The organism is Microbacterium enclense, from assembly GCF_001456955.1.
Lineage (GTDB): Bacteria > Actinomycetota > Actinomycetes > Actinomycetales > Microbacteriaceae > Microbacterium > Microbacterium enclense.
This window is the reverse complement of sequence record NZ_KQ758469.1, coordinates 413,367-436,755: the sequence shown is the minus strand read 5'-3', so window position 1 is coordinate 436,755 and position 23,389 is coordinate 413,367. Positions and strand designations below refer to the sequence as shown.

Sequence of the window (23,389 nt, the reverse complement as noted above, 5' to 3'; positions counted from 1 at the left end):
TCTCCGGAATCATGAGAACCGCCTTAAGGGGCTTGTCGCCTTTGATAGGTCATTCCGCCGATAGACAGCCTTGCCGGATCAGTCAACGACCGGACTCCGCTCGCGTCAGCTGCCGTTGATGCCACCGCCTGGCACCCCCTCGGAGATGATCGCCCGGTGCAGTCGTTCAGAGGCGACTTTCAGCGAGTTTGCCCATCCAAGAAGGGTGCCTCGATGCTCCACGCGGTAACGCGGTCCTGCCTCCGTGCGCCGCAGCTCGATGCGACCCGCCTCCGCATGCCGGGCATCGAGCATCACCCACTGCGCGGGCGGCGACTCGCGCGCAAGAAGCTGGGGGTGCCAGCGCTGCTCGGAATCATTCACCCCACAATTATCGAACATGTGTTCTAAATTGCAAACGATCAACGCCCGCAGTCACGCCCGGCTAAGGGCGCGTGCCTGCCAGAATGGCAAGTCCGCACATCTTTGGAGCACCTATGACCCGCCTGCGTGTACTCACCGTGTCAACCGCCGCCGTTGCCGCAGCCCTGTTGCTGGCCGGGTGCTCATCGCCAGAGGAGCAGGCTCAGCCCGCGCCCGTTGTCACCACTGAGGCGTCGACCACTCCTTCGACCACCCCGACCCCCACGCCCGCCGCCTCCACGGCCGCACCCGTCTCGGATATCCAATCGTCCGTGGACACCTTCGTCGCCGCTTTGGATGAGCTGGGCATCGAGCACTCCGAGCCGGTGCGTGCCGAGGTCGGGGGATCCGGCGCTAAGGCGCGCTTCGACATGACCGTGAGCGGTAACGACGCCGGCATCAACGTCTTCCCGGACGCGGAGACCCTCGCCGCGTGGGGCGAGCTGAGCGACGCCTACGGCGGCATCTTCGTGTCCTCCGGCAACGCGGTCCTCTCGCTGAACTCGAGCGAGGGCATCGCGAACTCGGCAGAGATCGCGCCGGCGATTGCGCAAGCCGTGGGTGGCGAGGCCCGCGGCGTCTGATGTCGACGCCCGTTCCGTTCAACCCCGACGCGCGGGCGAGCGGGGCTGCGGCACCCCACATCGCCATATGAACCATTCGTCAGCAGCGGTCAGTGCATCCCGTGGGCATTGACGCGTTCTGTCGCGACGCGGGCTCCCCGCCCCGCGCCCGCGCAGTTCGAGCGGTTTGACGACGAGCTGGAACCGACTGTGCTCCTGCGCCAGCGACTGATACACCGTGTCGACACCGCCCGGGTGGCGCCTGATTCCCTGGAGAGATCCGTTGGGGTCGCCACCGAAACATCGACGAAGCCGGGGGAGCCTTCAAACTGGCCCCGGGCGCGCCTAAAAGGCGAGCGACGATGGAGGGACACGGCGTTCAGGCACGCATAACGTCCAGCATGTGCTCCACACGTGCCCGTTGGTAGTTGTTGAGGGGGCACACATGCTGCTGCTCGATCCACGCCGCCGCTTGCGCTCGCAGTGCGGCTGCCTCCGCCCACGGAAGGCGGTTGGCGCGCTCGAGCAGGTCGTCGATGTCAGCGGCGTGCTGACACCAGAGATCCTGCGGGGCGCTCGAGCGCTCGCCCGCACTGACGAGGTGCGCCGAGTAGTAGTACTCCAAGGAGGCCCGGTCACTCAGGGGGAGTGAGTAATAGTCCTGCTCGGCCAGGGCCCGGAATGGTGCGGAATCGAATGCCATCTCAGAGCTATGCGCGTGGCACTGACGACGCCGGTCTGGAGCCCGACCCAACTCGTTCACCGTCACCCCTGACCTATATATCCGACCTTACTAGTGCGGTCATGCCTGCATGCTCTACGCTACTCGACCAAGACAGTGGCGGGCGAAAGCTGGCGTCGATGCAAGAACGTGTCTCCGTGCACAAGCCGAATCAGAACCTCGGCATCCGTCGGCGCGCTTGCTCTTCAATCACTTCGTCCGGTGCCCACGAGGCGATGTACTTCGCGGCCGCCACAGCGATGAACGGGAAGTGGCCGGCCCAGAAGCTCAGATCCGCATACTGCGCCCCGGTCTCCCCGCGGAAGATCCGGCGGTGCCGGTCGGCGCTGGTTCCGCGCACGTCGCCCGCGTCGTGCAGGAACTGCGGGAGGGTGCGCCCCGCTAGACGGATCTCGTCACGTGCGATGGTGGCCATCAGGTGTTGCACCATCGCGGCGCGGTACCGGTGGTCCGTCGGGGCCACCCCGTCCGCGGGCTGCAGAAGTTCGCGGACGCCCCCGAATGCGGAGGACTCGTACACCATTCGCCGGGGCTCGAATGCCATCCCAAATCGTTCGATACCGATCACTGTCGACCTCGTTGTGAGTGAGTGTATTTTACGTCCTCAAGGTACATCAGCGGCTCGTGCGGATAAAACGTTTGCATTGCGGAAAATACGGCGCATAACGGACAAGGGCCAGCGCGAACTGCGCATGGGCAGGTCATGCAAACGACTCCCTTGTACCTCAACCGCCGGACCACGTTCGACGACACCACTACTGCTCAGGGGCATCATGCGGTGCTCCTCGCTCACCTCGGGCGTTACCGCAACACCCCCGTACCCAAGAAACTGGCGGCCGCCCTCCGTCAGAGCAGCTGGGGCGTCCTCAACGACGAAGCGCGGGCCGCCGTGACGTCCCACTCCTTCCGGGGAAACCCGGAGGCGGATGCGGCGTTCCGCGCGTTCGTGGAGGACGCCGTCACCGTGGCAGCGCCCAACACCGCCTATGCGGTGGGCGTCATGATGTCCACGACCACCCGGTACGTGAAGTGGTGCCGCCAGCAGGGCTGGCCCCTCAGCCCGGACATCATCTGGTCTGTCCGCGCCATCGACATCTACTCCACCACCGCCAACCAGGACCGCAGCGAAGGCACCCGACGCAACTACCGAGCCCAGCTGATGCGTATCAGCGAGGTGCTGCTGCCGGGCGAGCACCCGGAACGGCCGACCCCGCTCAGCAAGCGCAGCACCGCTCTGCCGTACACCGACTTCGAGATGAAGCTGTTCCGGCGCTGGGCGGAGGACCAGCTCACCGACTCCAAGCGTGACCGGGCGATGGTCATGCTCACCCTGTGCGCCGGAGCCGGTCTCCGCCCGCGCGAGCTGCCCTACGTCGGCCACGACCAGGTACAGGTCGACGACGAGGGCGTCCTCATCCACGTCGGGGGTGACGAGCCGCGTGAGGTCCCGCTCTTGGCCGAGTGGGAGGAGTGGATGCTCAGTCTCCTGGACCGCCGCCCCGCCGACCAGTCCCTCTGGGGTCCCGTCAACCGCCGCAACACCTCCAACCTCACCTCGTCCTTCACCGAGAACTCTCACGGACGCCCGCCGCGGGCGGACCGACTCCGTCACACTTGGTGGACGCACCACCTCGCCGCTGGTGTCCCCCTGAAAGACCTGCAACGCGCTGGCGGGGTCGAAAAGCTCCAACAGCTGCATCTCCTCCTCGAGCACGTGCAGCTGCGAGACGATGCGGACTACCGCCGTATCTTCCGTTCGGAGGGCCAGCGATGACCCCCCAGAAGCAGGTCGCCCTCGAGCTCCTCGACGCTCGCATGCTCGAAGCCACCGGGCACACCTACGACCGGTACCAGTGGCTGCGGAAGACGAACGCCGGGTGCCTGGACAAGGTGAAGCTCTACGGCACCCTCATCGACGAATCCGGCGTGGTCGAACTCATCGACAAGTGGAAGAAGGAGGACCGCCGCTCCGGCGCCGGCCGCAAGCCTTTGATGACGCACCGTGCCGTGCTCATCCTCTTCCTCATGCACATGGATGACGGGGATTCCCGGTACGACGCCATCGCCACCACGCTGTACGCCCGCACCACCCCGGAGGTGCGCGACTACCTCGAACTCGGCGCCCTTCCGGGTGACCGCAACCAGTGGTACCAGCGCTACTGCCAGGCCCTCAACCGCATCCTGGACCTCATGGAGCCCTGGGACATCGACAAGCGCAAGCACGCCACCGCCGAAGAGTTCATCATCGCGCGCGCCACCTACTCGCAGAAGAAGCGCGACCGCGCTGACGAGCTCATGAACGCGCTGGTGCGCGCGAGCGTGTGCCGGCTCCCCGCCGACATCCGCGCCCGCTACAGAGGCAACGTCGGCATCGACGGCACCCCGCTCAAGCTCGTCGGTCGCGCAAACCCCTCCGTGAGCAGGCAGGACTCCAACCGCTTCAACCTCGACGCGATGAGCGGACCGTACACCCGCGAGGGCAACCACAAGGGCAAGGGCAAGCGCAGCGACGAACCCGCATGGGAGGTGGAGACCGTCACCACCCTCCCCAACGACCCCGCCAACCACCTCAGCTTCCCGGTCCTCACCACCGGGGTAACCATGCACGAGCCGGGACGCAACAGGTACGGACCGCTCATCGCCGTCCGCTTCCACACCGGCTTTTCCTCGAGCGCGGCTACCTCATCGGAGACCGCGCCTACAACGGGTTCAAGGCATGGCGATTCCAGGTCGAAATCCGCAAGATGGGCTTCTACACGGTCTGGCACTTCAAGAAGAAGTACACCGGTAAGCAGGCGAGTATCGGCGACGCTATCCAGGTCGATGGCAACCTCTACCTCCGGTGGATGCCCAAAGACCTCGTCACCGCCACCCCGGACTGGCTGGCGGGCCTCATCGACGATGAGACCTACTACGCGCACCTCGCCGCACGCAGCAAGTACCGCCTCACCGAGAAGGGCCGCCCCGACGCCGACGGGTTCCACCGATACACCTACCCGACCATCACCAAGGACATGATGCTCATCGACCCCGCAACCGACAAGGTCGTGCGTGGGAACCCCCTCCAGCAGAAGACGCTGCAGTTCGGACCCGACACTACGGAGGGGATGCGCATCATCAAGAACCTGCAGAACATCGAGTACCGCACGCCCAAGTGGCGGGCGTTCTTCGGAATGCGCAACCGCGTCGAGGAGAACAACAACTGGTTCAAGGGCGACAACGAGACCGATATCGGCAACCCCGAGAAGCGTCGAGCCGTGGGCTACGCCTACAACGCGCTGTGCGCTGGCGCGGCCGTGTCGGTGTCGAACATGCGCCGCATCGTCGAGCACGTGCACGCTGAGGCGCTGGAGACGGTCGACCGTAAGGACGTCCGTGCGCGGCGCCGCACCGACATCGACGGCAAGCCGCTGGAACGATTGGATTCCATCGCGGCGTGAGCTCGCAGCACCGCCGCCGGTGCCATCCGGCCGGCGGCGGTGCTTCGTGAGTCAGCATCGGGGGCGCCTGAGATCCTCCGCTCACCCGAACGCGTCGTCCGGCAGGGCAACGTCGTCCGGCCTAACCGCGCGACCGATAGCGAACACGCGCCATCCGCGCAACGCGCTCCGCGTGAGGGTGATCCAGCTACCACCGTCCAAAACGACGCCTTCGCCGCGCACGACCATTCCCTGCAGGCTGACGTCATCCGTCACCTTCACCCGCGCGACGCTGGCTGCCGGGTAGTCCACGAATGACGTCGGCTGGGTATCGCGCAGGCGGTCAGCGAGTGCCGCCCAATCGGTGGACTGCCACCAATCTGCTTCCGGAGCCGAGGTGAACTCCACATCGTCGAGCCGGCCGTCCCGGACCGCCTCCAACCACATCATTGCGATCACCAGCGGGTTCTCCTGAGACTGGAGGTCACCGACTTGGCGCATGTCGTTCTCGCCGTCATGGACGAGCTCGCTCTTCTCTCCGGTGACCTCACGCAGGTCGCCGTCGGCGTTGCGCAACCATCGTCGTCCGTACGGGTCTTTGAAGAAGAGCTCCGCCCGGGGCATCCAACTGTTCTCGTGAGCGCGTAGCGCGGTAGAGATGTCGAACTTCAACTCTCGGCGTGGGGGAATCACGCTGATGATCGACGGTGCAGCCAGCGGTCCCAGGCGAACACCGTCCTCGCCGACCACAACGCTCACCCGAGCCCCAAAGACCGGCTCGTCACTTTCGTTGGCTACATGAAGCACAGCTTCGCGGCGATAGCGGTGCGTCTCGGGGTCGGGAAGGTACTCGTCGCTCACCCAAGCGGACACAACCCGGGAAGCCCGATCCCGCTCGCTTCGGATACCTCGAACAGCGAGCCAGAGAGCCACCGCGGTTGCACCAATCGTGCCCACAGCACTGGCCACCGTCCACACGTCCCAACTGACGGTCCACGTCACCCCAGGCGTGGCCCGCGCCAACCAGCTGAGACCATATGCGGCCGCGATGGCGACCAATGCAAGGGTGAGCACCACCAGAGCGCGTTGACCGGCGTCACGTCGAGCTTTCATGTCGCCATCCTCCGGGACGGCGAGGATGACGACGGTGCCACTGACCGCGCGTTGCGCGAACAGCTGCTCGGAACGGTCAGCGCACCCGCGGATGCAAGGCCGGGCGGGCACCCACCTTCCGCCTCACCCCGGTCGATGACTTCATATGGAGGGCCTCTTGTAGTTGGCGTCTCAAGCTCGACGGCAAGCGGTCATATGCTGCAGACAACGCGGCAGACGTCATGGGTGATGCCCGAGCGCGCGACAGCTCACCGTCTAGCGGGAACCGCCCCGCGCACCGTCAGGGGTCATCAGGCGAATGCGGTCGGCTTGATGTACTTCATCCCGCTCCGCCCACTGATTGGGCTCTTGAACCCAGGACTCGATGGAGAGCTTGTTAGCCATCTTGACCAGTGCCGCGAGCCGGGGCCGGTTCTCGGGAGGCTGGCGACTCTCGTCCTCCTCGAAGCTGTCACGCACGCGAGCGAGAAGGGTTCCAGCATGCGGACCCGGAGCGCGCAGCAACTCCGCCTCGACGCGCGCCCGAGCGGTTCTCGATTCGGGCGGAGCTGAAATGACACCGTCGCTGTACATCACCTTCCCGGCGAACACCCATTCGGTGACGACGGCCTCGGAGTACTCCATCATGACCTGACCGAACTGATACCGCCGCTCCCGCTGCGCGTGCAGCTCCGTCTCCTCGTGCACACCCACCTCGAATTGGTGCACGCGTCGAGCCAGGCGCCACGACAGGACCGCCACGACAAGCGTGGCCACACCAAGGAGAGACGGAACGACCACAGTGGTGAGTATCTCCACCACGCCAGGCTCTTCCTCCAGCGCGCTGGCGATTCGGTCCAGCTGGCAGGTCGTCGGTGCAAGGTCAGGCGCGCAGTCGGTTCTCACGTCCGGAGACTACCGGGCTCAAGCGGACGCTCCGGTGGGTCGTCCACCAGCTCCGGCGCCCTGCGCGCACATGCCAGTCAAGCAAATTCGCCCCGTCTACACGTGGTTTGCTGAGTCTTGAGGAGCGATGTGCAGTTTGCAGTCAAGCAAACCGGATCGGTCAGCGAACGAGACGGGCCCAGTACGGAACGTAGGAGCGCGACTTGGTACCCACGGACTCATCGAACAGCTCAATCAACCCGTCCTCAACCGCGTAAGCGATCAGCCGCGACACTTGGGAGGAGTTTCGCGTCGAGATCCCAAATCGGTCACGCAGTGAGCCGTTGGTGAGGTGTTTGTGGTTCGCGTACTGCAAACAGGCGTGCGCGTAGACGATCCACTTCTGATCCTCGCGCTGCATCGTGGTCAGCTTGCGCGGCCCCAGAATGGTCACTCGCATAGAATCGTCGTCCGACTGCACCGTCGGAGAGGGTAGACCTGCATCCTCGGTCTCCATCGCGATGCGGTCCCAACCGGTGCCGTGGTTCTCGCACAGACGCATCTGCAGCATCAGGTTGGCAAGGGCCGAGTTCCGTGCGAGCGGCGGGTGGTTGATCAGACGGTCGACCGCGACGAGGGAACGGCCGGGGTTGCTGACCTCGATGCGGTCGTTGAAGATCTCCACGCGCGGACCTGAGCCACGGACCGTCAGGTCCTGGTGCACCATCGCGTTGGCGAGCACCTCTCGAAGAAGAAGGTCTGTGTAAACCAACTGCTCAGTGCGCTCACCGTTGACGTACACCTCGCGCGCGGGGAGCACCGCCTTCAGCCAGGACAGCAGCCCCATGAAGCCGACCGCATAGCCTTTCGCGCCGTCTTGCCGGCGAACGACCTGTGCCCGCGTGTCACCCTCGTACTGAACGACGCGGATGCTCTTGCCCGAGACCGTCGGGAATGACGACAACTCGCGTGCGAACAGCAGGGCACCCAAGTTGGTGATGTCCCAGCGGCCGTCGTCCCGCGGTCGAAGCAGGCCCAGCGTCGTCGCAATGGCCAGAAGGTCCTCCAGCGAGGCGGGGTGAGCCTGGCGGCTGCGAGCGAAATACGCCCCCAAGTCCAGGAGCTTCTGCACCCGCTCCTCGGCTACGGCCTCCATGGCCGTTCCCTCTTCGAAGCTCTTGTTCCGGAGGATGTCCCAGAGGCGACCCTCGCGATCCTTGTCGGTCTTTAGCTCCACCAAGGACGAACCGACACGGATGTAGGCCTTCGACAGGCACTCGACGGGGCGGTCCGCTGCTGCATGGACTCGCAGGATGACCATGTGGGCACCCTCGAACTCGAACTCGATGAAGGCGAACACCGCACCCGGGGTTGCGCGGGCCAGCCACAGCTCGAGCTCCTGGCCTTTGACCTTGGTCGTGCGGGGCGAGAAGTCAGTCCCGATGATGCGCCGGGTCTCGTCCTCCACCCCCCACACCACGTACGCGGAATGACGGTTGAGAAGCGCGGCCGTGTTCGCGAGACCGGAGATGTAGCGCGCGATTCGTTCCGGGTCGCCCAGCGAGGACTTGAACTCCAACCACTCCAACTCGGCGTTGTTCTGCAGCAACGCCAGAAGCAGCTCGACGTTCTCGTCGGCGCTCTCCTCCACCAGCACGTCCCTCGATCTGGCTCGAACGCGACACCGTCGAGCGACCCCTACCGCGACAGGTTCACTCGTCACGGATGCCGAAAAAGCGAAGAGCCGGTCGAAAACTCGACCGGCTCCTCGTATTTCCAAACAGATTGGCCCACATTCACAAACTGGGCCATCTGTGCGCGAGGGGGGACTTGAACCCCCACGCCCGTGAAGGCACTGGCACCTGAAGCCAGCGCGTCTACCTATTCCGCCACTCGCGCATGCGAGGCATCGAGGATGCCACGCGACCAACTTTCCGAGAATATCACGGCACCGGCCGCCTGACGAAACGCGGCCCCCGGAGCCGGCATCCATGACCTGCCCAGCCGTGCTGACTACGATGTGCCTACTGGTCTGCCTGCCCGAAGGAGTCTCGTGGGACTACTCGACAGTTTCGAGAAAGGTCTCGAACGCGCCGTCAACGGTGCGTTCGCGAAGACCTTCCGCAGCGGCATCCAGCCGGTGGAGATCGCGTCCGCTCTGCGGAGCGAGCTCGACAAGAAGGCCGTGGTGGTCACACGTGACCGCATCCTCGCCCCGAACACGTTCGCGGTGCGTCTCTCGCCCGCCGACGACGAGAAGATGAGCGCGCTCGGCTCGACCCTCGTCTCCGAACTCGATGCCCTCGTGAAGAAGCACGCCCGCACGCAGGGCTACTCGTTCGCGGGTCCCGTCGCGATCTCGATCGAGCGCGACGCGTCGCTGTCGACCGGCACGCTGCGCGTCGACTCGCAGACCACCGAGGGCCGTATCGCCTGGCGCGGCGTCGTCGACATCGACGGCACGCGGCATCCGCTCACGGGATCGCGCACCGTCATCGGTCGTGGCAGCGATGCCGACATCACCATCCCCGACGCCGGCACGAGCCGTAAGCACGTCGAGATCCTGTGGGACGGCGAGCGCGCCATGGTGCGCGACCTGGGCTCGACCAACGGCACCACCCTCGACGGACGCAAGGTGTCCGAGGCCGCATTGCCGCCCGATTCGACGATCTCGATCGGCCGCACCAATATCGTGTTCCGTGTGGTCGCACAGGCGCAGCCGCCGCGGCGCCCGCAGGCGCCCGACGCCACGAGCATCTTCGACGTCCGGGAACGGGGACCCCACTCATGAGTCAACTGACTCTTCTTCTTCTGCAGGGCGGATTCCTCGTGCTGCTGTGGTTCTTCGTCTTCGGTGTCGTGTACTCGCTGCGCGCGGACCTCTTCGGTGTGAAGGTGCGCAAGCTGCCCGAGCCCGCGGCATCCCCCGCTCCGGCGGCCGCCGCCCCCGTCGCCTCCCCCGATGCAGTCACGACGCAGGTCAAGCGTCCCGCCCCTCCCGCCCCGTCACCGGTCGGCGCTCTCGCCACCACCTCGACGGTGTCGCGCATCGTCATCACGAGCGGCCCCAAGGCGGGCCTCGAGCTGCCGCTGGGCACCGAGCCGCTCACGATCGGACGCTCGAGCGAATCGGGCCTGGTCATCCGCGACGACTACACCTCCAGTCATCACGCCCGTCTCGTGCTGTGGGGCGACCAGTGGATGCTGCAGGACCTCGATTCGACCAACGGCACCTCCCACGACGGCGTGCGCGTCGCCGCACCCGTGCAGGTGAAGGTGGGCGCCCCGATCAAGGTCGGCGCGACGACGTTCGAGCTGAGGACGTAAGCCACCTCCATGGTCTTCCAGGGCTCGAGCGCCGCCATCTCCCACACGGGCAAGGTGCGCTCCAACAATCAGGACTCCGGCTACGCCGGGTCCAATCTCTTCGTGGTCGCCGACGGGATGGGCGGCCACGCGGGCGGCGACGTGGCCTCGAGCCTCGCCATCGGTCGCCTCACCGAACTCGACCAGCCGTTCCCCTCGCCCACCGAGGCCGAGCACGCGATCCGCGACGCGCTGGCCGACACCGCGACCGAGCTGATCGACACGGTGGGGCGTCGTCCCGAGCTCGCGGGTATGGGCACCACCGTCAGTGCCCTCGTGATGGTCGACGACTATGCCGTGATCGGCCACATCGGCGACTCGCGCATCTACCTCTACCGCGACGACACGCTCACGCAGATCACCGCCGATCACACCTTCGTGCAGCGGCTGGTCGATTCGGGACGCATCACCCCCGAGGAGGCGCGGTATCACCCGCGTCGCTCGGTGCTCATGCGCGTGCTCGGCGACATGGACCCCGACCCCGAGGTCGACAGCTTCATCATGCCGACGCAAGACGGCGACCGCTGGCTGCTGTGCTCCGATGGTCTGTCGGGTGTCGTCGACGACGCCCACACCGCGAAGACCCTCGCCCTGGGCATGCCGCCGGCGCGCACCGCGGACGCACTGCTGAAGCAGGCTCTCGACGGCGGTGCGCCCGACAACGTCACCGTCGTGCTCGTCGACGTGGGCGGTCAGCATCCCGTCTTCATCGGCACCCCGACGATCGTCGGGTCGGCGTCCAACCCGAGCGGTGTCGTCGTGCCCGCCGCGCGCACGGGTCGCGCCGGCTGGCTGCACCACGCGCGTCAGGTCGCGAACGAGCCCACGCACTTCGAACCGGCCGCCGAGTTCCTCGAGGAACTCATCGAGGAAGACCGTCGCCGTGCGCGACGACGCCGCCTCGGCTGGCTCGCCGCCCTGATCATCGTGCTCGCGGGTCTCGGCTTCGGCCTGTACGCCGGGTACGCCTGGACCCAGACGCGCTACTACGTGGGCACCGATGAGAACTCGGTCGTCATCTACCGCGGCATCCAGCAGTCCATCGGGCCGCTGTCGCTGTCGACCGTCTACGAAGACACCGACGTGGAGCTTGCCGAGCTGAGCGAGTTCGACCGGCAGACCGTCGAGGCCACGATCTCGGCGAGCTCCCTCGACGACGCCCAGCGCATCGTCGATCGCCTGCGCCCCGCAGAGGAGGCAAGCGGATGACCGACCAGAAACTCACCCGATCGACGGATGCCGTCTCCACCGACACGGCGGTCATGCGGGCCCTGAAGAAGATCCGGGTGCCCGCCACGCAGCGCAATCGCGAGCTGGGGCTGCTCGCGTTCGCCATCGCGGTCTACGGCGCCGCCGTGACGCTCGTGCAACTCGGCGCGACGGGCGCGATCGAGACCGGGTTCCTGATCCTCGCCGCCGTTCCGGCCGTCCTCGCGCTCATCACGCACGTCGTGCTGCGCCTGCGGGCTCGCGACGCCGACCCGTTCGTGCTGCCCATCGCCACCGTGCTCACGGGCCTGGGCATCGCGATGATCTACCGCATCGACCTGGCCGATCAAGCCACCGGATGGGATGCCACGGGCCACCGCCAGATCGCATGGGCGGTGATCGCGATGCTCGCGGCCCTCGCCGTGCTGATCTTCGTGCGCAACTACCGCGTGCTCTTCCGATACACCTACCTGTCGGGGCTCATCGGCATCCTGCTGCTCCTGCTGCCGTTCGTCCCCGGTCTGGGCACCGACCAGAACGCCGACGTGTGGGTCTCGCTCGGGTTCGTGTCGTTCCAGCCGGGCGAGTTGGCCAAGATCTGCCTGGCCATCTTCTTCGCCGGGTACCTCGTGCGCACCCGCGAGAGCCTCACCTCCACCGGCACGCGGTTCCTCTTCATGACCTGGCCCCGCGCGCGCGAGCTCGGCCCCGTGCTGATCATCTGGCTCGTCTCGCTCGGCATCATCGTGCTCCAGCGCGACCTCGGCACCGGCCTGCTCATCTTCGGCATGTTCGTCGCGATGCTCTACGTCGCCACGGGCAAGACGAGCTGGGTGCTCATCGGTCTCGTGCTGGTCGCCAGCGGTGCGTTCCTCGCTTCCCGCGTGCTGCCCTACGTCAACGGACGCTTCGCCAACTGGCTGCACGCCTTCGACCCCGAGGTCATCGACCGCGACGGCGGCAGCTACCAGCTCGTACAGGGCATCTTCGGCCTCTCGCACGGCGGCCTCTTCGGCACGGGTTTCGGCCAGGGTCGGCCGTACATCACCCCGCTGTCGCAGAGCGATTACATCGTGCCGAGCCTCGGGGAGGAGCTCGGCCTCGTCGGACTCTTCGCGATCCTCGCGCTGTACATGGTGTTCACGAGCCGCGGCATCCGTATCGGGCTCGCCGGGCAGGACGACTTCGGCAAGCTCCTGGCGACCGGTTTCTCGTTCACCATCGCGCTGCAGGTGTTCATCATGGTCGGCGGCGTCACCCGCGTCATCCCCCTGACCGGACTCACCACCCCGTTCCTGGCCGCCGGCGGCTCGTCGTTGATCGCCAACTGGATCATCGTGGCGTTCCTGCTGCGCATCTCCGACGCGGTCCGCAGCCGTCCCCGGGTGGTGATCGGTTGATGACCCGCTCGTTCCCGCCCGCCGACGCGCCGATGACCGAGGAGGCACCGTGACCAAAGAACTCCGACGCCTCAGCATCGTGATGCTGGCGATGTTCCTCGCCCTTTTCGCCTCGACGAGCATCATCCAGGTGGTGCAGGCCGGCAACCTGACGAACACCACCGGCAACACCCGCGCCCTCTACGACTCGTACGAGGTGCAGCGCGGATCGATCATCGCCAGCGGCACGGCCATCGCCTCGTCCGTCCCGTCCGACGACGTGTACAGCTGGCAGCGCCAGTACACGGATGCCGCCATGTGGGCGCCCGTGACCGGTTACATGAACCCGATCCTCGACGCCAAGACGCGCATCGAGGCCACCGAGAACGGTGTGCTCAGCGGCTCCGACAACGCCGACTACTTCTCGCGCATCGAGCGCGCGGCCACCGGCCAACTTCCGCGCGGCGCCAACGTGGAGCTGTCGCTCGACGCGACCGTGCAGAAGGCCGCGTGGGACGCGCTCGGCGACCAGCAGGGCGCGGTCGTGGCGATCGAGCCGTCCACCGGCCGCATCCTGGCCATGGTGTCCAAACCCAGCTTCGACACCAACACCCTGGCATCCCACGACACGGATGCCGTGAACGCGGCGTACGACCAGCTCGTCGCCGATCCGTCGAAGCCGCTCGACAACCGCGCGATCGAGGGGAACCTCAACCCTCCCGGCTCGACGTTCAAGCTCGTCGTGGCCTCGGCGGCGCTCGCATCCGGCCGCTACACGCCCGACTCCGCGTTCCCGAACGTCGCCGCGTACACGCTCCCCGATTCCACGAACGTGGTGAGCAACGCCGGCGGCGGCACCTGCGGAGGCGGTGACACCGTCACCATCGCCACCGCGCTGCGGCTGAGCTGCAACATCCCGTTCGCGGAGCTCGCGGTCGAGCTCGGCGACGACGTGATTCGCGCCGAGGCCGAGAAGTACGGCTTCAACTCGCAGTTCTCGATGCCGCTGCAGTCCGCGGCATCCACCTACCCCGCCTCGCCGAACGCTCCGCAGACCGCCCTCAGCGGCTTCGGTCAGGGCGATGTGCGCGCGACGCCGCTGCAGATGGCGATGGTCTCGGCCGGTATCGCCAACGAGGGTGTGGTCATGAATCCCCGCATGATCGACCGGGTGATCCGGCCCGACCTGTCGGTCGCGAGCGAGGGCACCAGCACGGAGTTCGGTCGCGCTCTCGACTCCACGATCGCCGCGCAGATGGTCACCATGATGACGGCGAACGTCCAGGACGGCGCGGCATCGAATGCAAGAATAGACGGGGTCCAGGTGGCGGGTAAGACCGGCACCGCGGAGAACGATTCCCGTCCCTACACTCTCTGGTTCACCGGCTTCGCGCCGGCGGAAGACCCCCGGGTCGCCGTCGCCGTGGTCGTCGAGAACGGCGGAGGCCAGGGGCAGAGCGGGAGCGGCAACGAGATCGCCGCCCCGATAGCGAAGAAGGTCATGGAGGCGGTGCTGGGTAGATGAGACCGACACAGGGTGTGACCTTCGGCGGGCGGTATGAGCTCGATTCGCGGATCGCGATCGGCGGCATGGGCGAGGTCTGGGAAGCGACCGACCACGTCATCGGACGAACCGTCGCCATCAAGATCCTCAAAGACGAGTACATGGGCGACCCCGGGTTCCTCGAGCGCTTCCGCGCCGAAGCCCGACACGCGGCCCTCGTCAACCACGAGGGGATCGCGAGCGTCTTCGACTACGGCGAAGAAGACGGCAGTGCCTTCCTGGTCATGGAGCTCGTGCCCGGTGAGGCGCTCTCCACGATCCTCGAGCGCGACGGCTCCCTCTCGACCGACAAGACGCTCGACATCGTCGCCCAGACGGCCGCCGCCCTCCAGGCCGCTCACGCTGCCGGTCTCGTGCACCGCGACATCAAACCGGGCAATCTCCTCATCACCCCCGACGGTCGCGTCAAGATCACCGACTTCGGCATCGCACGAATCGCCGATCAGGTGCCGCTGACGGCCACCGGTCAAGTCATGGGCACGGTGCAGTACCTCTCGCCCGAGCAGGCGTCGGGCCACCCGGCGTCGCCCGCGACCGACACGTACTCGCTCGGAATCGTCGCCTACGAGAGCCTCGCCGGCAAGCGCCCCTTCACGGGCGAGTCCCAGGTCGCCATCGCGATGGCGCAGATCAACGAGCAGCCCGCTCCGCTGCCGCCCACCGTGCCGGTGCCGGTGCAGAACCTCGTCATGGCCATGATCGCCAAGAAGCCCGAGGACCGGCCGGCGTCGTCGGCCGCCGTCTCGCGCGCCGCCACCGCTCTGCGTCGGGGCGACCTGACCGCGGCCGCCGCGGCCGTCCCCGCGGTCGCCGCCGGCGCCGCGGTGGCAGACGACGCCACTCAGCTGCTCACCGCGGGTCAGACGGCCGCGGCGACGCGCCTCATGCCCACGCCGGCCGCGGCCGCGTCGCTGCTGACCGAGGAGCACGTCGAAGAAGATCCCGCGCCGCAGCAGAAGAAGCGGTCGCGGTGGACGTGGCCCCTCATCGCCCTCATCGCCTTGTTGGCCCTGGTCCTGGGTGTCACGCTCTTCAACCTGCTTTCCAACCAGAACGAGCCCGAGCCCACCCCGACGAACGCCGTCCCGACGGCGACCCCCACGCCGTCGCGCACCTCAGCGACGCCCACACCGACACCGACGTCGCAGCGCGTCGAGGTGGCGTCGCTCGGCCTGCAGGGCAAGACCTGTGACGACGCGCGCGCCATCCTCGAAGACAACGACCTCGTGGCCGACTGTCAGGCCGGCAGCGCCGCGACGAAGGCCTCCGACGTCGGTCTGATCTACGACGTCAACCCCACGGGACGTGTCGACGAAGGCACCACCATCACCGTGCGCTACTACGGCGAAGAGACGCCCCTCGAGACGCCCGGCACCCCGACCCTGCCCGGCTCGTCGGTCTCGGCCGGCAGCGACATCCAGGTGACGTGGCAGCAGTACACGTGCCCCTCGGGCACCGGCTCGGTGACCTCGTACAACTTCACCGCGACGAACGGCACGTTCGACACCAACGGCCAGTCCACCGCGTCGTTCCCGCCCGAGGCACGCAACGCGGCTCTCAAGGTGAGCAATTCGAGCGGTCAGACGCTGCGGGTGACCTACACCGTCAGCTGTTCCGGTATCGGCGACCGCCAGGCCGGGCCGTCGGGCGAGGCGTCGGCGTCGATCACCGGCGGCAACCCCACGCCCTCGCCGTCGCCGACGGCCACGGCCGCGGCCAACTGACCGACCCATCCTCACGCCAGGAGCTTCATTCGTGACCACTGAGACGCGCGTCCTCTCCGGGCGCTACCGCGTCGACGACCTCATCGGTCGCGGCGGGATGGCGAGCGTCTACCGAGGCTACGACCAGACGCTCGGTCGCACGGTGGCCATCAAGATCCTGAAGGCCGATCTGGCGGGCGATGCGGCGTTCCGCACCCGATTCCGACTCGAGGCGCAGGCGGCCTCGCGCATGGCCCATCCCACCATCGTCCGCGTGTTCGACGCCGGCGAAGACGCCGAGACCGGCGTCGACGGTGTGGAGCGCCCCGTCCCCTACATCGTGATGGAGCTGGTTCACGGGCGGCTTCTGAAAGACGTCATCGCGCAGGGCGACGTGCCGACCGAAGACGCGTTGCGCTACATCGACGGCATCCTCGAAGCCCTCGAGTACTCGCACCGCGCGGGAGTCGTGCACCGCGACATCAAGCCCGGCAACGTCATGATCACCGACTCCGGCCGTGTGAAGGTCATGGACTTCGGCATCGCCCGAGCGGTGTCCGATTCGTCGTCGACGGTCGCCGAGACCACCGCGATCGTCGGCACCGCGGCCTACTTCTCGCCCGAGCAAGCCAAGGGCGAGTCGGTCGACGCCCGCGCCGACCTGTACTCCACCGGTGTCGTGCTGTACGAGCTCCTCACCGGACGCCCGCCGTTCCGAGGTGACACCCCGGTCGCCGTCGCCTACCAGCACGTCAGCGAGGCACCGCTCCCGCCGAGCGAGATCAACGATCGCATCCCGCGCGCCCTGGATGCCATCGTGCTCCGCGCTCTGGCCAAGGATCCGTTCCAGCGCCCGCAGGATGCCGCCGGCTTCCGCGAGGCGCTCGACGAGACGATCGACGGAAAGGCGCCCACCAAGCGGCAGATGTCGGCGCTCTCGAACGAGCTCTACGGCCCCAACCCTCGCCAGGCGGCCGAGACGGCCCGCTCACTGCGCCAGCTGAGCACCGACACGACGATGCGCCGTACCCAGGCGGGCCCTCCCGTGGCCTGGATCTGGGCGGGCGTCAGCGTGCTCGCGGTGCTCCTCGTGGCCGTTCTCATCTGGGTGATGCAGATCCGGCCGGCTGCCGAGGTGCCGTCGACGGCGCTCTCCGTTCCCAACGTCGTCGACATGTCGTACGACCGCGCGGTCGAGACGTTGACCGACCAGCAGCTGGTCACGGCACGCGTCAACGAATCCGACGAGACCATCGCCGCCGGCAACGTCGTGAGTACCGTCCCCGAGGCGGGCACGAGCGTGGCAGCCGGGCAGAAGATCACCGTCTACGTCTCGACGGGTCCCGATACCGCGACGGTCCCCACGCTCGAGGGGATCAACGAGAACGAGGCGCGGTCGGCCATCGAAGGGGCCGGTCTCTCGGTCGGATCGCTACGGCGCCAGAACGACCCCGCCCTCGCCGAGGGCACGGTCATCTCGTCGAACCTCGAGTCCGGCACGGCGGTCGCGAAGGGCACGACGGTCAACCTCGTGATCGCGAGCGGCAAGGTCGTGATCGTCGACTACACCGGCTACACGCTGGACGCAGCCCAGCGCGAGCTGACGTCGGACGAGAAGCAGCTGACGGTCAAGGTCGAAGAAGATCCCGGATGCCGCGCGGCCGCGCAGCCCACGGTCGCCACCCAGTCGCTGGCACCGGGTGAGGTCGCCATCCACAGCGAGATCACTCTGAAGGTGTGCTCGGGCTCCTGACCCCGCGCGGGTGGAGCCTTCGACCGCGTTCGGCGGCGCCGGCGAGACCCGCGTTCTCGAGCCACCGGCCGATCAGCAGATGTCCTCCCTCGGTGAGCACGCTCTCGGGATGGAACTGCACGCCCTCGATCGGTGCCCGACGGTGGCGAAGACCCATGATCACACCGCCCTCGGAGTGAGCCGTGACCTCGAGCTCTGCCGTGAGGGACTCCGGCTCGACGGCGAGGGAGTGGTAGCGCGTGGCCACGAAGCCGTCGGGCAGGTCGCGGAACACTCCCGCACCGTCATGGCGGATGACGCTGGTGATGCCGTGCAGCAGCTCGGGTGCGTGGCCCACCCTCGCGCCGAAGGCCGTGGCGATCGCCTGGTGGCCGAGGCACACACCGAGCACGGGCACGCCTTCCGCATGGGCGGCGTGCACCACGTCGACGGAGTGTCCGGCGTCGTCGGGGTGTCCGGGGCCGGGCGAGATGAGGATCGCGTCGGCATCCCGCAGGATCCGATCGGGCAACCCGGGCGCATCGGCGCGAGTCAGAACGGTGTCGGCACCCAGGTCGCGCACGTAGCCGGCGAGGGTGTGGACGAAGCTGTCGTGGTTGTCGACGACCGCGACACGCCACGCTCTCACTCGACCGTGACCTCCTGGGGGTAGACGAGGTCGCTCACCCAGGGGAAGACGTAGAAGAAGAGTCCGTACAGCACGGCTGCGAGCAGCACGAGGACGATGAACAGGCGCACCCACCAGGGACCGGGCAGGACTCGCCAAAGGGCTCCGTACATCAGGCGGCTCCGGTGGTGAGGGACAGCGGCGGGCCGGCGTCGGTGCGCGGCGTGAACGACTCGAAGACACCGTAGGCGATCGCTCGCTCCGAGAAGCCGTAGCGAGGGCTGCACGTCGTCATGGTGATGACGCGGTCGGTGGCCTCGACCTGCGGCTGCTGCGGCAGCGGCAGCAGGACGTTGACGCCGTCGGGCTGCACGTACTCGAGGTTGCGGAAGCGGTAGGTGAACCAGCCCTCCTGCATCTCGATGACCACGGCGTCACCGACGCGCAACGACGGAAGATCGGCGAACGGCGCGCCGTGGCTTCCGCGGTGGCCGGCGATCGCGAAATTGCCCACCGCACCCGGCATCGCGGTGTCGGGGTAGTGCCCCAGACCGATCGGGTCGAGCGTCCGCGAGGCGCTCACGCCGCCGGCGACGGTGAAATGGTAATCGGGTCCGAGACGGGGGATGTAGACCACCCCGAACCGCTCGGCGTCCGCGGGTTGTGCGAGCGCCGGGGGGTCGGCCGTGGGCGGTCCGGCGGGCTGATCGGACGCCGGCGGGGTGGCCGACGCGCTGGGGACGGGCGCCACGGGGTCGGCAGCCCACTGCTCGCTCAGCTCTTTGCCCTGGTCTTTGAACTGGGCACCGATGATCGCATCGCCGATCCACAGCTGCCACACGACGAACAGCAGCACGACGACGCCGGCTGTGACGAGCAGGTCGCCGAAGACGCCGATGACCGACACGCGTCGACGCGGCTTGCGCGTCGGCACGGCTGTCGACGCGTGACGCCGGTCGCGGCGGGTCTGCGGCTGCGTGTCGGTCTGCACGGGAGGAGTCTAGTTCCGTGGGTTCGGCGACACCTGAGCATTAGACTGTGGCGCATGGCTCGAACTGGCAAAGGCGACGACCCGATCGCTGAACGCAACGACGGTAACTCGGCTCCGAACCCCGTGTGGTTCCTGCCCATCATGATCGGCCTGATGCTGATCGGCTTGGTCTGGGTGCTGGTCTTCTACCTCAGCAACTCGACGTTCCCGATTCCCGGCATCGGCGCCTGGAACCTCGTCATCGGCTTCGGCATCGCCTTCGTCGGCTTTCTCATGACCACGCGGTGGCGCTGACTTACACGCGTGTAATTCATCCCCACCTGTGGAAGAGCCTGTGGATAACTCCTACGGGAAGGTGAGGGCGGGGACCGCGAGCAGCGCGACGAGCAAGACGCTCAACCCCACCATGAGACCGATCTGCACTCCGCGTTGCGACACGAGGCGCGTGCGGGCGTAGATCAGCCCGACGAGGGCTCCGGTGACAAGACCACCCAGGTGGGCCTGCCACGAGATACCCACTGCGGTGAGGGATGCCACGAAGTCGCCCGACCCGATGGCATTGATCGCGGCGAGGACGAACGGCCACGCGAAGTTGATCGCGATCAGGATGCCGATCACGCGGATGTCGGCCCCGATGTGGCGCCCGATGACCAGGAGCGCCCCGAACAGCGCGAAGATCGCGCCCGACGCGCCGACCGTCCAGACGCCGGGGGCGAGCAGGGTGACGGCGACGGAACCGCCCAGGGCTCCGAGCAGGTACAGGGCGAGGAAGCGACCCCGACCGAGCATCGGCTCGAGGCTGCGTCCGATGAACCACAGGGCCGCCATGTTCAGCGCGACGTGGAAGAACCCGTCGTGCACCAGAGCCACCGTGAACAGACGCCAGGGTTGGACGACGCCGGCCTGGGGCAGCAGGTAGTAGCTGTTGAAAGCCAGGAGGTTCGAAACGATGCGTCCGACGCCGGGTATGAGACCGATGATGTAGATCAGTCCGGTGACGGCGACGATGGTCAGCGTGACCCGCGGGCGGCCCGAGGCGACCACGGTCGCGGAACGCGACGCCCAGCGACGCTCCGCCTTCTTCTGCGCGGGCGTCTGGGCCGCGTGTTGCTGCGCCATGCACTCCGGGCAGATGACGCCGACGGCGGCGGGGGTGCGGCACTCCGAGCACACGGTGCGCATGCACCGTTGGCACAGCACGAAGCTCTGCCGATCGGGATGCCGGTAACAGAAGTTGTCGCTGTTACGACGGAACTCCTCAGAGGGTGACACCCGCCGCCGCCTGTGGGATCAGACCGAGACGACGTCGACCGACTGGAGCACGACGGGCTCGATCGGACGGTCGCCCGCGGCGGTGGGCACGGAGGCGATCTTGTCGACGACGGCCTTGGAATCATCGTCAGCGACCTCGCCGAAGATCGTGTGCTTGCCCTGCAGCCACGGGGTGGGGTCGGTCGTGATGAAGAACTGCGAGCCGTTGGTGCCCTCGGGCTGACCGGTGATGGCGTTGCGGCGCAGACCGGCGTTGGCCATGGCGAGCTTGTAGGGCTGCGTGAAGTCGAGCTCGGGGCTGATCTCGTCGTTGAAGTTGTAGCCCGGACCGCCGATGCCCTGACCGAGCGGGTCGCCGCCCTGGATCATGAAGTTGGGGATGATGCGGTGGAAGATGACGTCCTTGTAGAGCGGACCCTCACCCTTGGCACCCGTAGCCGGGTTCGTCCACTCCTGCGATCCGTCGGAGAGACCGATGAAGTTGCGGACGGTGCGCGGCGCGTGGTCGCCGAACAGGTTGACGACGATGTCGCCGTGGTTGGTGTGCAGGGTCGCGACGGCGGTGTGGTTGGCCATGGGTACATTCTCTCAGAGTTATCTGCAAGGGTCGGCGGCGCCGGCGGGCCGTTCTGGCAAGATGAACGGACATACATCCCATCGACAGGGAGGATGAGCCGTGGGCCTCAGCCGCAAGAGCAAGAAGGAACTGCGCAAGCTCCAGAAGCACGCCGCGAAGGTGTGGGAGTCGCAGCAGGTGCTGCTGGGCGAGAGCGGGAAGGTCGCTCGCGAAGCCGGCCACCAGCTCGGTCGCTTCAGCCGCGAAGATCTCGTCCCCGCCGTGCAGGACGGCTACAGCAAGTACGCAGCGCCGTACGTCGACAAGGGAGTGAAGTACAGCAACCGCTTCCTCAGCCACAAGGTCGTCCCGGCGGCCGGTGCGGTCGTCGGCGGCGCACTGTCGGTCTGGGACGCCGCGGGCGACACCCGTGACCGCCTCGCGAAGGGCAAGGGCTTCGAGCTCGACACCCACAAGTACGCCAAGCGTGCCGAGAAGTACGGCAAGCAGGCGTCGAAGCGTCTCGCCAAGAAGCTTCCGTCGCAGCACGACGGCATCGGTGCCGGTGGCGTGATCGCGATCATCCTCGGCGTCGTCGCCGCCGCGGGCGTCGCTTACGCCGCGTGGCAGACGCTGCGGGCCGACGACGAGCTGTGGGTGGCCGACGACCCGCTGCGTGCGCCGGACGCGTGAGCGACCCCACCATCAGAGTCCGAGAGGCCGCGCGTGAGCGCGGCCTCTCTGTCGATGTACGCGAGCGCCCCGCGGCGTCGAGCCTCGACGAGGCCGCCGAGCTGCTCGGCATCCCCCCGTCGTCCATCGTGAAGACGCTCGTGGTCAAGCGTTCCGACGACACGTACCTGTTCGCCCTCGTCCCCGGCGACCGTGCGATCTCGTGGCCGAAGCTCCGCGCCGTGGTGGGCGTCAACAAGCTGCGTCTCCCCGAGCCCGAGCTGGCGTTGGCGGCGACGGGCTATGAGCGTGGCACCATCGTGCCGATCGGCAGCACGACCGCCTGGCCGGTGTACGCCGACGAACGCATCGTGGGCGAACGGATCGCAATGGGCGCCGGCGCGCACGGATTCAGTCTTTTCGTCGAGGCGGATGATCTGATCTCCGCCTACGGCGCCGTCGTGGCCGACATCACCGCGGACCGCGCCTGACGGCCGTCACGTCCGCAGATCCGCCATGCGCAACGCGATGTCGACGAGCTGAACGCGGCGCACCTTCCGCGCCGCGGGAAGAGTGAACCATTCCGCCCGATCCGTCGACCCGTCTCGCTCGTGGCGCAGACGGCCGCCGATGATCCGCGCGCGATAGACGATCCGCAGGGTGTGCAACGGTCCCGAGGAGTCGTCGGCGAGACGCGCCTCGGCCGGGATGACCCGCGAATGGATGCCGAGCAGGTCGCCGACCGTGACCCGGAACCCGGTCTCTTCCCGCACTTCCCGGCGAACGGCCTGAACGGGGTCCTCCCCCGCTTCGAGGCCGCCTCCCGGAAGCGTCCAGGCGGCTCGCCGCCCGTCGATCCAGTGGGCGAGCAGCACACGATCGTCGTCATCGGTGATGACGGCGTACGCGGCGACCCGCATGTCCATGACCAGACTCTAGCGAAGCCCCGTCGTCCCCCACCCACGAGACTCATCCCGCAGACGAGAAGAGCCGGCCCGAAGGCCGGCTCTCTGTTTCTCGATGTTGTGGAGCCTAGGAGATTCGAACTCCTGACATCCTGCTTGCAAAGCAGGCGCTCTACCAGCTGAGCTAAGGCCCCGTAAGGGAAGGGGTGGGGCTACCAGGACTTGAACCTGGGACCTCTTCATTATCAGTGAAGCGCTCTAACCGCCTGAGCTATAGCCCCGTCTCGCTGACGTGATGTCAACCTCGAA

The 23,389-nt window shown here is 67.2% G+C and carries 26 protein-coding genes and 3 tRNA genes; 13 read left to right on the top strand and 16 right to left on the bottom strand.

Annotation, left to right across the window (positions count from 1 at the left end; genetic code table 11):
* Positions 1 to 105: 105 nt before the first annotated feature.
* A complete protein-coding gene (locus AS029_RS16890) occupies positions 106 to 363 on the bottom strand; it encodes a hypothetical protein (protein ID WP_228375905.1) in 258 nt (85 codons plus the stop codon).
* A gap of 113 nt (positions 364 to 476) precedes the next feature.
* On the opposite strand from AS029_RS16890, the gene AS029_RS17285 reads away from it, so the two are divergent.
* A complete protein-coding gene (locus AS029_RS17285; protein ID WP_139168054.1) occupies positions 477 to 986 on the top strand; it encodes a hypothetical protein in 510 nt (169 codons plus the stop codon).
* A 358-nt stretch (positions 987 to 1,344) separates the two neighbouring features.
* Here AS029_RS17285 and AS029_RS07685 read toward each other — a convergent pair whose 3' ends face one another.
* On the bottom strand, positions 1,345 to 1,668 hold the full coding sequence (locus AS029_RS07685) for a hypothetical protein (protein WP_058231986.1): 324 nt from the start codon (positions 1,666 to 1,668) through the stop codon (positions 1,345 to 1,347).
* A 190-nt stretch (positions 1,669 to 1,858) separates the two neighbouring features.
* A complete protein-coding gene (locus AS029_RS07680) occupies positions 1,859 to 2,251 on the bottom strand; it encodes a hypothetical protein (protein ID WP_058231985.1) in 393 nt (130 codons plus the stop codon).
* Positions 2,252 to 2,410: 159 nt separating this feature from the next.
* Between AS029_RS07680 and AS029_RS07675 the strand changes: the two genes are divergently transcribed.
* The gene (locus AS029_RS07675) at positions 2,411 to 3,481 is read left to right on the top strand and encodes a site-specific integrase (protein WP_082642212.1); all 1,071 of its coding nucleotides are present in this window, start codon (positions 2,411 to 2,413) and stop codon (positions 3,479 to 3,481) included.
* Here AS029_RS07675 and AS029_RS17575 read toward each other — a convergent pair.
* Entirely contained in the window at positions 3,445 to 4,362 is a 918-nt protein-coding gene (locus tag AS029_RS17575; protein WP_167345241.1) for a hypothetical protein, read from the bottom strand. The two genes, AS029_RS07675 and AS029_RS17575, sit on opposite strands and share 37 nt — an antisense overlap.
* An 89-nt stretch (positions 4,363 to 4,451) precedes the next feature.
* On the opposite strand from AS029_RS17575, the gene AS029_RS17570 reads away from it, so the two are divergent.
* Entirely contained in the window at positions 4,452 to 5,147 is a 696-nt protein-coding gene (locus AS029_RS17570) for a hypothetical protein (RefSeq protein ID WP_058231981.1), read from the top strand.
* 81 nt (positions 5,148 to 5,228) lie between these two features.
* Here the strand turns inward: AS029_RS17570 and AS029_RS07655 are convergent, their stop codons facing one another.
* From AS029_RS07655 to AS029_RS07640, 4 genes are all read right to left on the bottom strand, one after another.
* Positions 5,229 to 6,239, bottom strand: coding sequence for a hypothetical protein (locus tag AS029_RS07655; protein ID WP_139168052.1), 1,011 nt, complete (start codon positions 6,237 to 6,239; stop codon positions 5,229 to 5,231).
* A 255-nt stretch (positions 6,240 to 6,494) separates the two neighbouring features.
* A complete protein-coding gene (locus AS029_RS07650) occupies positions 6,495 to 7,124 on the bottom strand; it encodes a hypothetical protein (protein ID WP_139168051.1) in 630 nt (209 codons plus the stop codon).
* A gap of 160 nt (positions 7,125 to 7,284) precedes the next feature.
* A complete protein-coding gene (locus AS029_RS07645; RefSeq protein WP_139168050.1) occupies positions 7,285 to 8,754 on the bottom strand; it encodes an ATP-binding protein in 1,470 nt (489 codons plus the stop codon).
* Between the two features lie 164 nt (positions 8,755 to 8,918).
* Positions 8,919 to 9,002: transfer RNA gene (locus tag AS029_RS07640), tRNA-Leu, on the bottom strand.
* 154 nt (positions 9,003 to 9,156) lie between these two features.
* On the opposite strand from AS029_RS07640, the gene AS029_RS07635 reads away from it, so the two are divergent.
* The 7 genes from AS029_RS07635 to pknB all read left to right on the top strand — a co-directional run bounded on the left by AS029_RS07635 (position 9,157) and on the right by pknB (position 18,077).
* A complete protein-coding gene (locus tag AS029_RS07635) occupies positions 9,157 to 9,894 on the top strand; it encodes an FhaA domain-containing protein (protein ID WP_058231977.1) in 738 nt (245 codons plus the stop codon).
* The gene (locus AS029_RS07630; protein WP_058231976.1) at positions 9,891 to 10,430 is read left to right on the top strand and encodes an FHA domain-containing protein FhaB/FipA; all 540 of its coding nucleotides are present in this window, start codon (positions 9,891 to 9,893) and stop codon (positions 10,428 to 10,430) included. Before AS029_RS07635 ends, AS029_RS07630 begins: the two co-directional genes overlap by 4 nt.
* 9 nt (positions 10,431 to 10,439) lie before the next feature.
* A complete protein-coding gene (locus tag AS029_RS07625) occupies positions 10,440 to 11,678 on the top strand; it encodes a PP2C family protein-serine/threonine phosphatase (protein WP_058231975.1) in 1,239 nt (412 codons plus the stop codon).
* On the top strand, positions 11,675 to 13,078 hold the full coding sequence (locus tag AS029_RS07620; RefSeq protein ID WP_058231974.1) for an FtsW/RodA/SpoVE family cell cycle protein: 1,404 nt from the start codon (positions 11,675 to 11,677) through the stop codon (positions 13,076 to 13,078). The genes AS029_RS07625 and AS029_RS07620 overlap by 4 nt, the downstream gene beginning before the upstream one ends.
* Before the next feature lie 49 nt (positions 13,079 to 13,127).
* A complete protein-coding gene (locus tag AS029_RS07615) occupies positions 13,128 to 14,582 on the top strand; it encodes a peptidoglycan D,D-transpeptidase FtsI family protein (RefSeq protein WP_058231973.1) in 1,455 nt (484 codons plus the stop codon).
* On the top strand, positions 14,579 to 16,345 hold the full coding sequence (locus tag AS029_RS07610; RefSeq protein WP_058231972.1) for a serine/threonine-protein kinase: 1,767 nt from the start codon (positions 14,579 to 14,581) through the stop codon (positions 16,343 to 16,345). The genes AS029_RS07615 and AS029_RS07610 overlap by 4 nt, the downstream gene beginning before the upstream one ends.
* Before the next feature lie 97 nt (positions 16,346 to 16,442).
* The gene (gene pknB / locus AS029_RS07605; RefSeq protein ID WP_414683036.1) at positions 16,443 to 18,077 is read left to right on the top strand and encodes a Stk1 family PASTA domain-containing Ser/Thr kinase; all 1,635 of its coding nucleotides are present in this window, start codon (positions 16,443 to 16,445) and stop codon (positions 18,075 to 18,077) included.
* Here pknB and AS029_RS07600 read toward each other — a convergent pair.
* Genes AS029_RS07600 through AS029_RS07595 form a run of 3 tightly spaced genes read right to left on the bottom strand, consistent with a single transcriptional unit; the run spans position 18,049 to position 19,675 of the window.
* Positions 18,049 to 18,705, bottom strand: a complete 657-nt coding sequence (locus tag AS029_RS07600) for an anthranilate synthase component II (RefSeq protein WP_058231970.1) — start codon at positions 18,703 to 18,705, stop codon at positions 18,049 to 18,051. The genes pknB and AS029_RS07600 overlap by 29 nt on opposite strands.
* Positions 18,702 to 18,857: a hypothetical protein gene (locus AS029_RS17565; RefSeq protein ID WP_167345240.1), complete on the bottom strand. Its 156-nt coding sequence runs from the start codon at positions 18,855 to 18,857 to the stop codon at positions 18,702 to 18,704. The genes AS029_RS07600 and AS029_RS17565 overlap by 4 nt, the downstream gene beginning before the upstream one ends.
* Positions 18,857 to 19,675 (bottom strand): class E sortase, encoded by an 819-nt coding sequence (locus tag AS029_RS07595; protein ID WP_082642210.1) that lies wholly within the window; start codon positions 19,673 to 19,675, stop codon positions 18,857 to 18,859. The genes AS029_RS17565 and AS029_RS07595 overlap by 1 nt, the downstream gene beginning before the upstream one ends.
* A gap of 54 nt (positions 19,676 to 19,729) precedes the next feature.
* Between AS029_RS07595 and AS029_RS07590 the strand changes: the two genes are divergently transcribed.
* On the top strand, positions 19,730 to 19,969 hold the full coding sequence (locus AS029_RS07590) for a cell division protein CrgA (protein WP_058231969.1): 240 nt from the start codon (positions 19,730 to 19,732) through the stop codon (positions 19,967 to 19,969).
* Positions 19,970 to 20,020: 51 nt separating this feature from the next.
* Here the strand turns inward: AS029_RS07590 and AS029_RS07585 are convergent, their stop codons facing one another.
* Entirely contained in the window at positions 20,021 to 20,947 is a 927-nt protein-coding gene (locus AS029_RS07585; protein ID WP_058231968.1) for a rhomboid family intramembrane serine protease, read from the bottom strand.
* Positions 20,948 to 20,965: 18 nt separating this feature from the next.
* Entirely contained in the window at positions 20,966 to 21,523 is a 558-nt protein-coding gene (locus tag AS029_RS07580) for a peptidylprolyl isomerase (protein WP_058231967.1), read from the bottom strand.
* 100 nt (positions 21,524 to 21,623) lie between these two features.
* On the opposite strand from AS029_RS07580, the gene AS029_RS07575 reads away from it, so the two are divergent.
* Positions 21,624 to 22,196 carry a hypothetical protein gene (locus AS029_RS07575; RefSeq protein WP_058231966.1) on the top strand — a complete coding sequence of 191 codons (573 nt, stop codon included), beginning with the start codon at positions 21,624 to 21,626 and terminating at the stop codon, positions 22,194 to 22,196.
* A complete protein-coding gene (locus AS029_RS07570; RefSeq protein WP_058231965.1) occupies positions 22,193 to 22,666 on the top strand; it encodes an aminoacyl-tRNA deacylase in 474 nt (157 codons plus the stop codon). The genes AS029_RS07575 and AS029_RS07570 overlap by 4 nt, the downstream gene beginning before the upstream one ends.
* A 6-nt stretch (positions 22,667 to 22,672) precedes the next feature.
* Here AS029_RS07570 and AS029_RS07565 read toward each other — a convergent pair whose 3' ends face one another.
* The 3 genes from AS029_RS07565 to AS029_RS07555 all read right to left on the bottom strand — a co-directional run bounded on the left by AS029_RS07565 (position 22,673) and on the right by AS029_RS07555 (position 23,361).
* The gene (locus AS029_RS07565) at positions 22,673 to 23,101 is read right to left on the bottom strand and encodes an NUDIX hydrolase (protein ID WP_058231964.1); all 429 of its coding nucleotides are present in this window, start codon (positions 23,099 to 23,101) and stop codon (positions 22,673 to 22,675) included.
* A gap of 100 nt (positions 23,102 to 23,201) precedes the next feature.
* A tRNA-Ala gene (locus AS029_RS07560) sits at positions 23,202 to 23,274 on the bottom strand.
* 13 nt (positions 23,275 to 23,287) lie between these two features.
* A tRNA-Ile gene (locus AS029_RS07555) sits at positions 23,288 to 23,361 on the bottom strand.
* Positions 23,362 to 23,389: the final 28 nt, after the last annotated feature.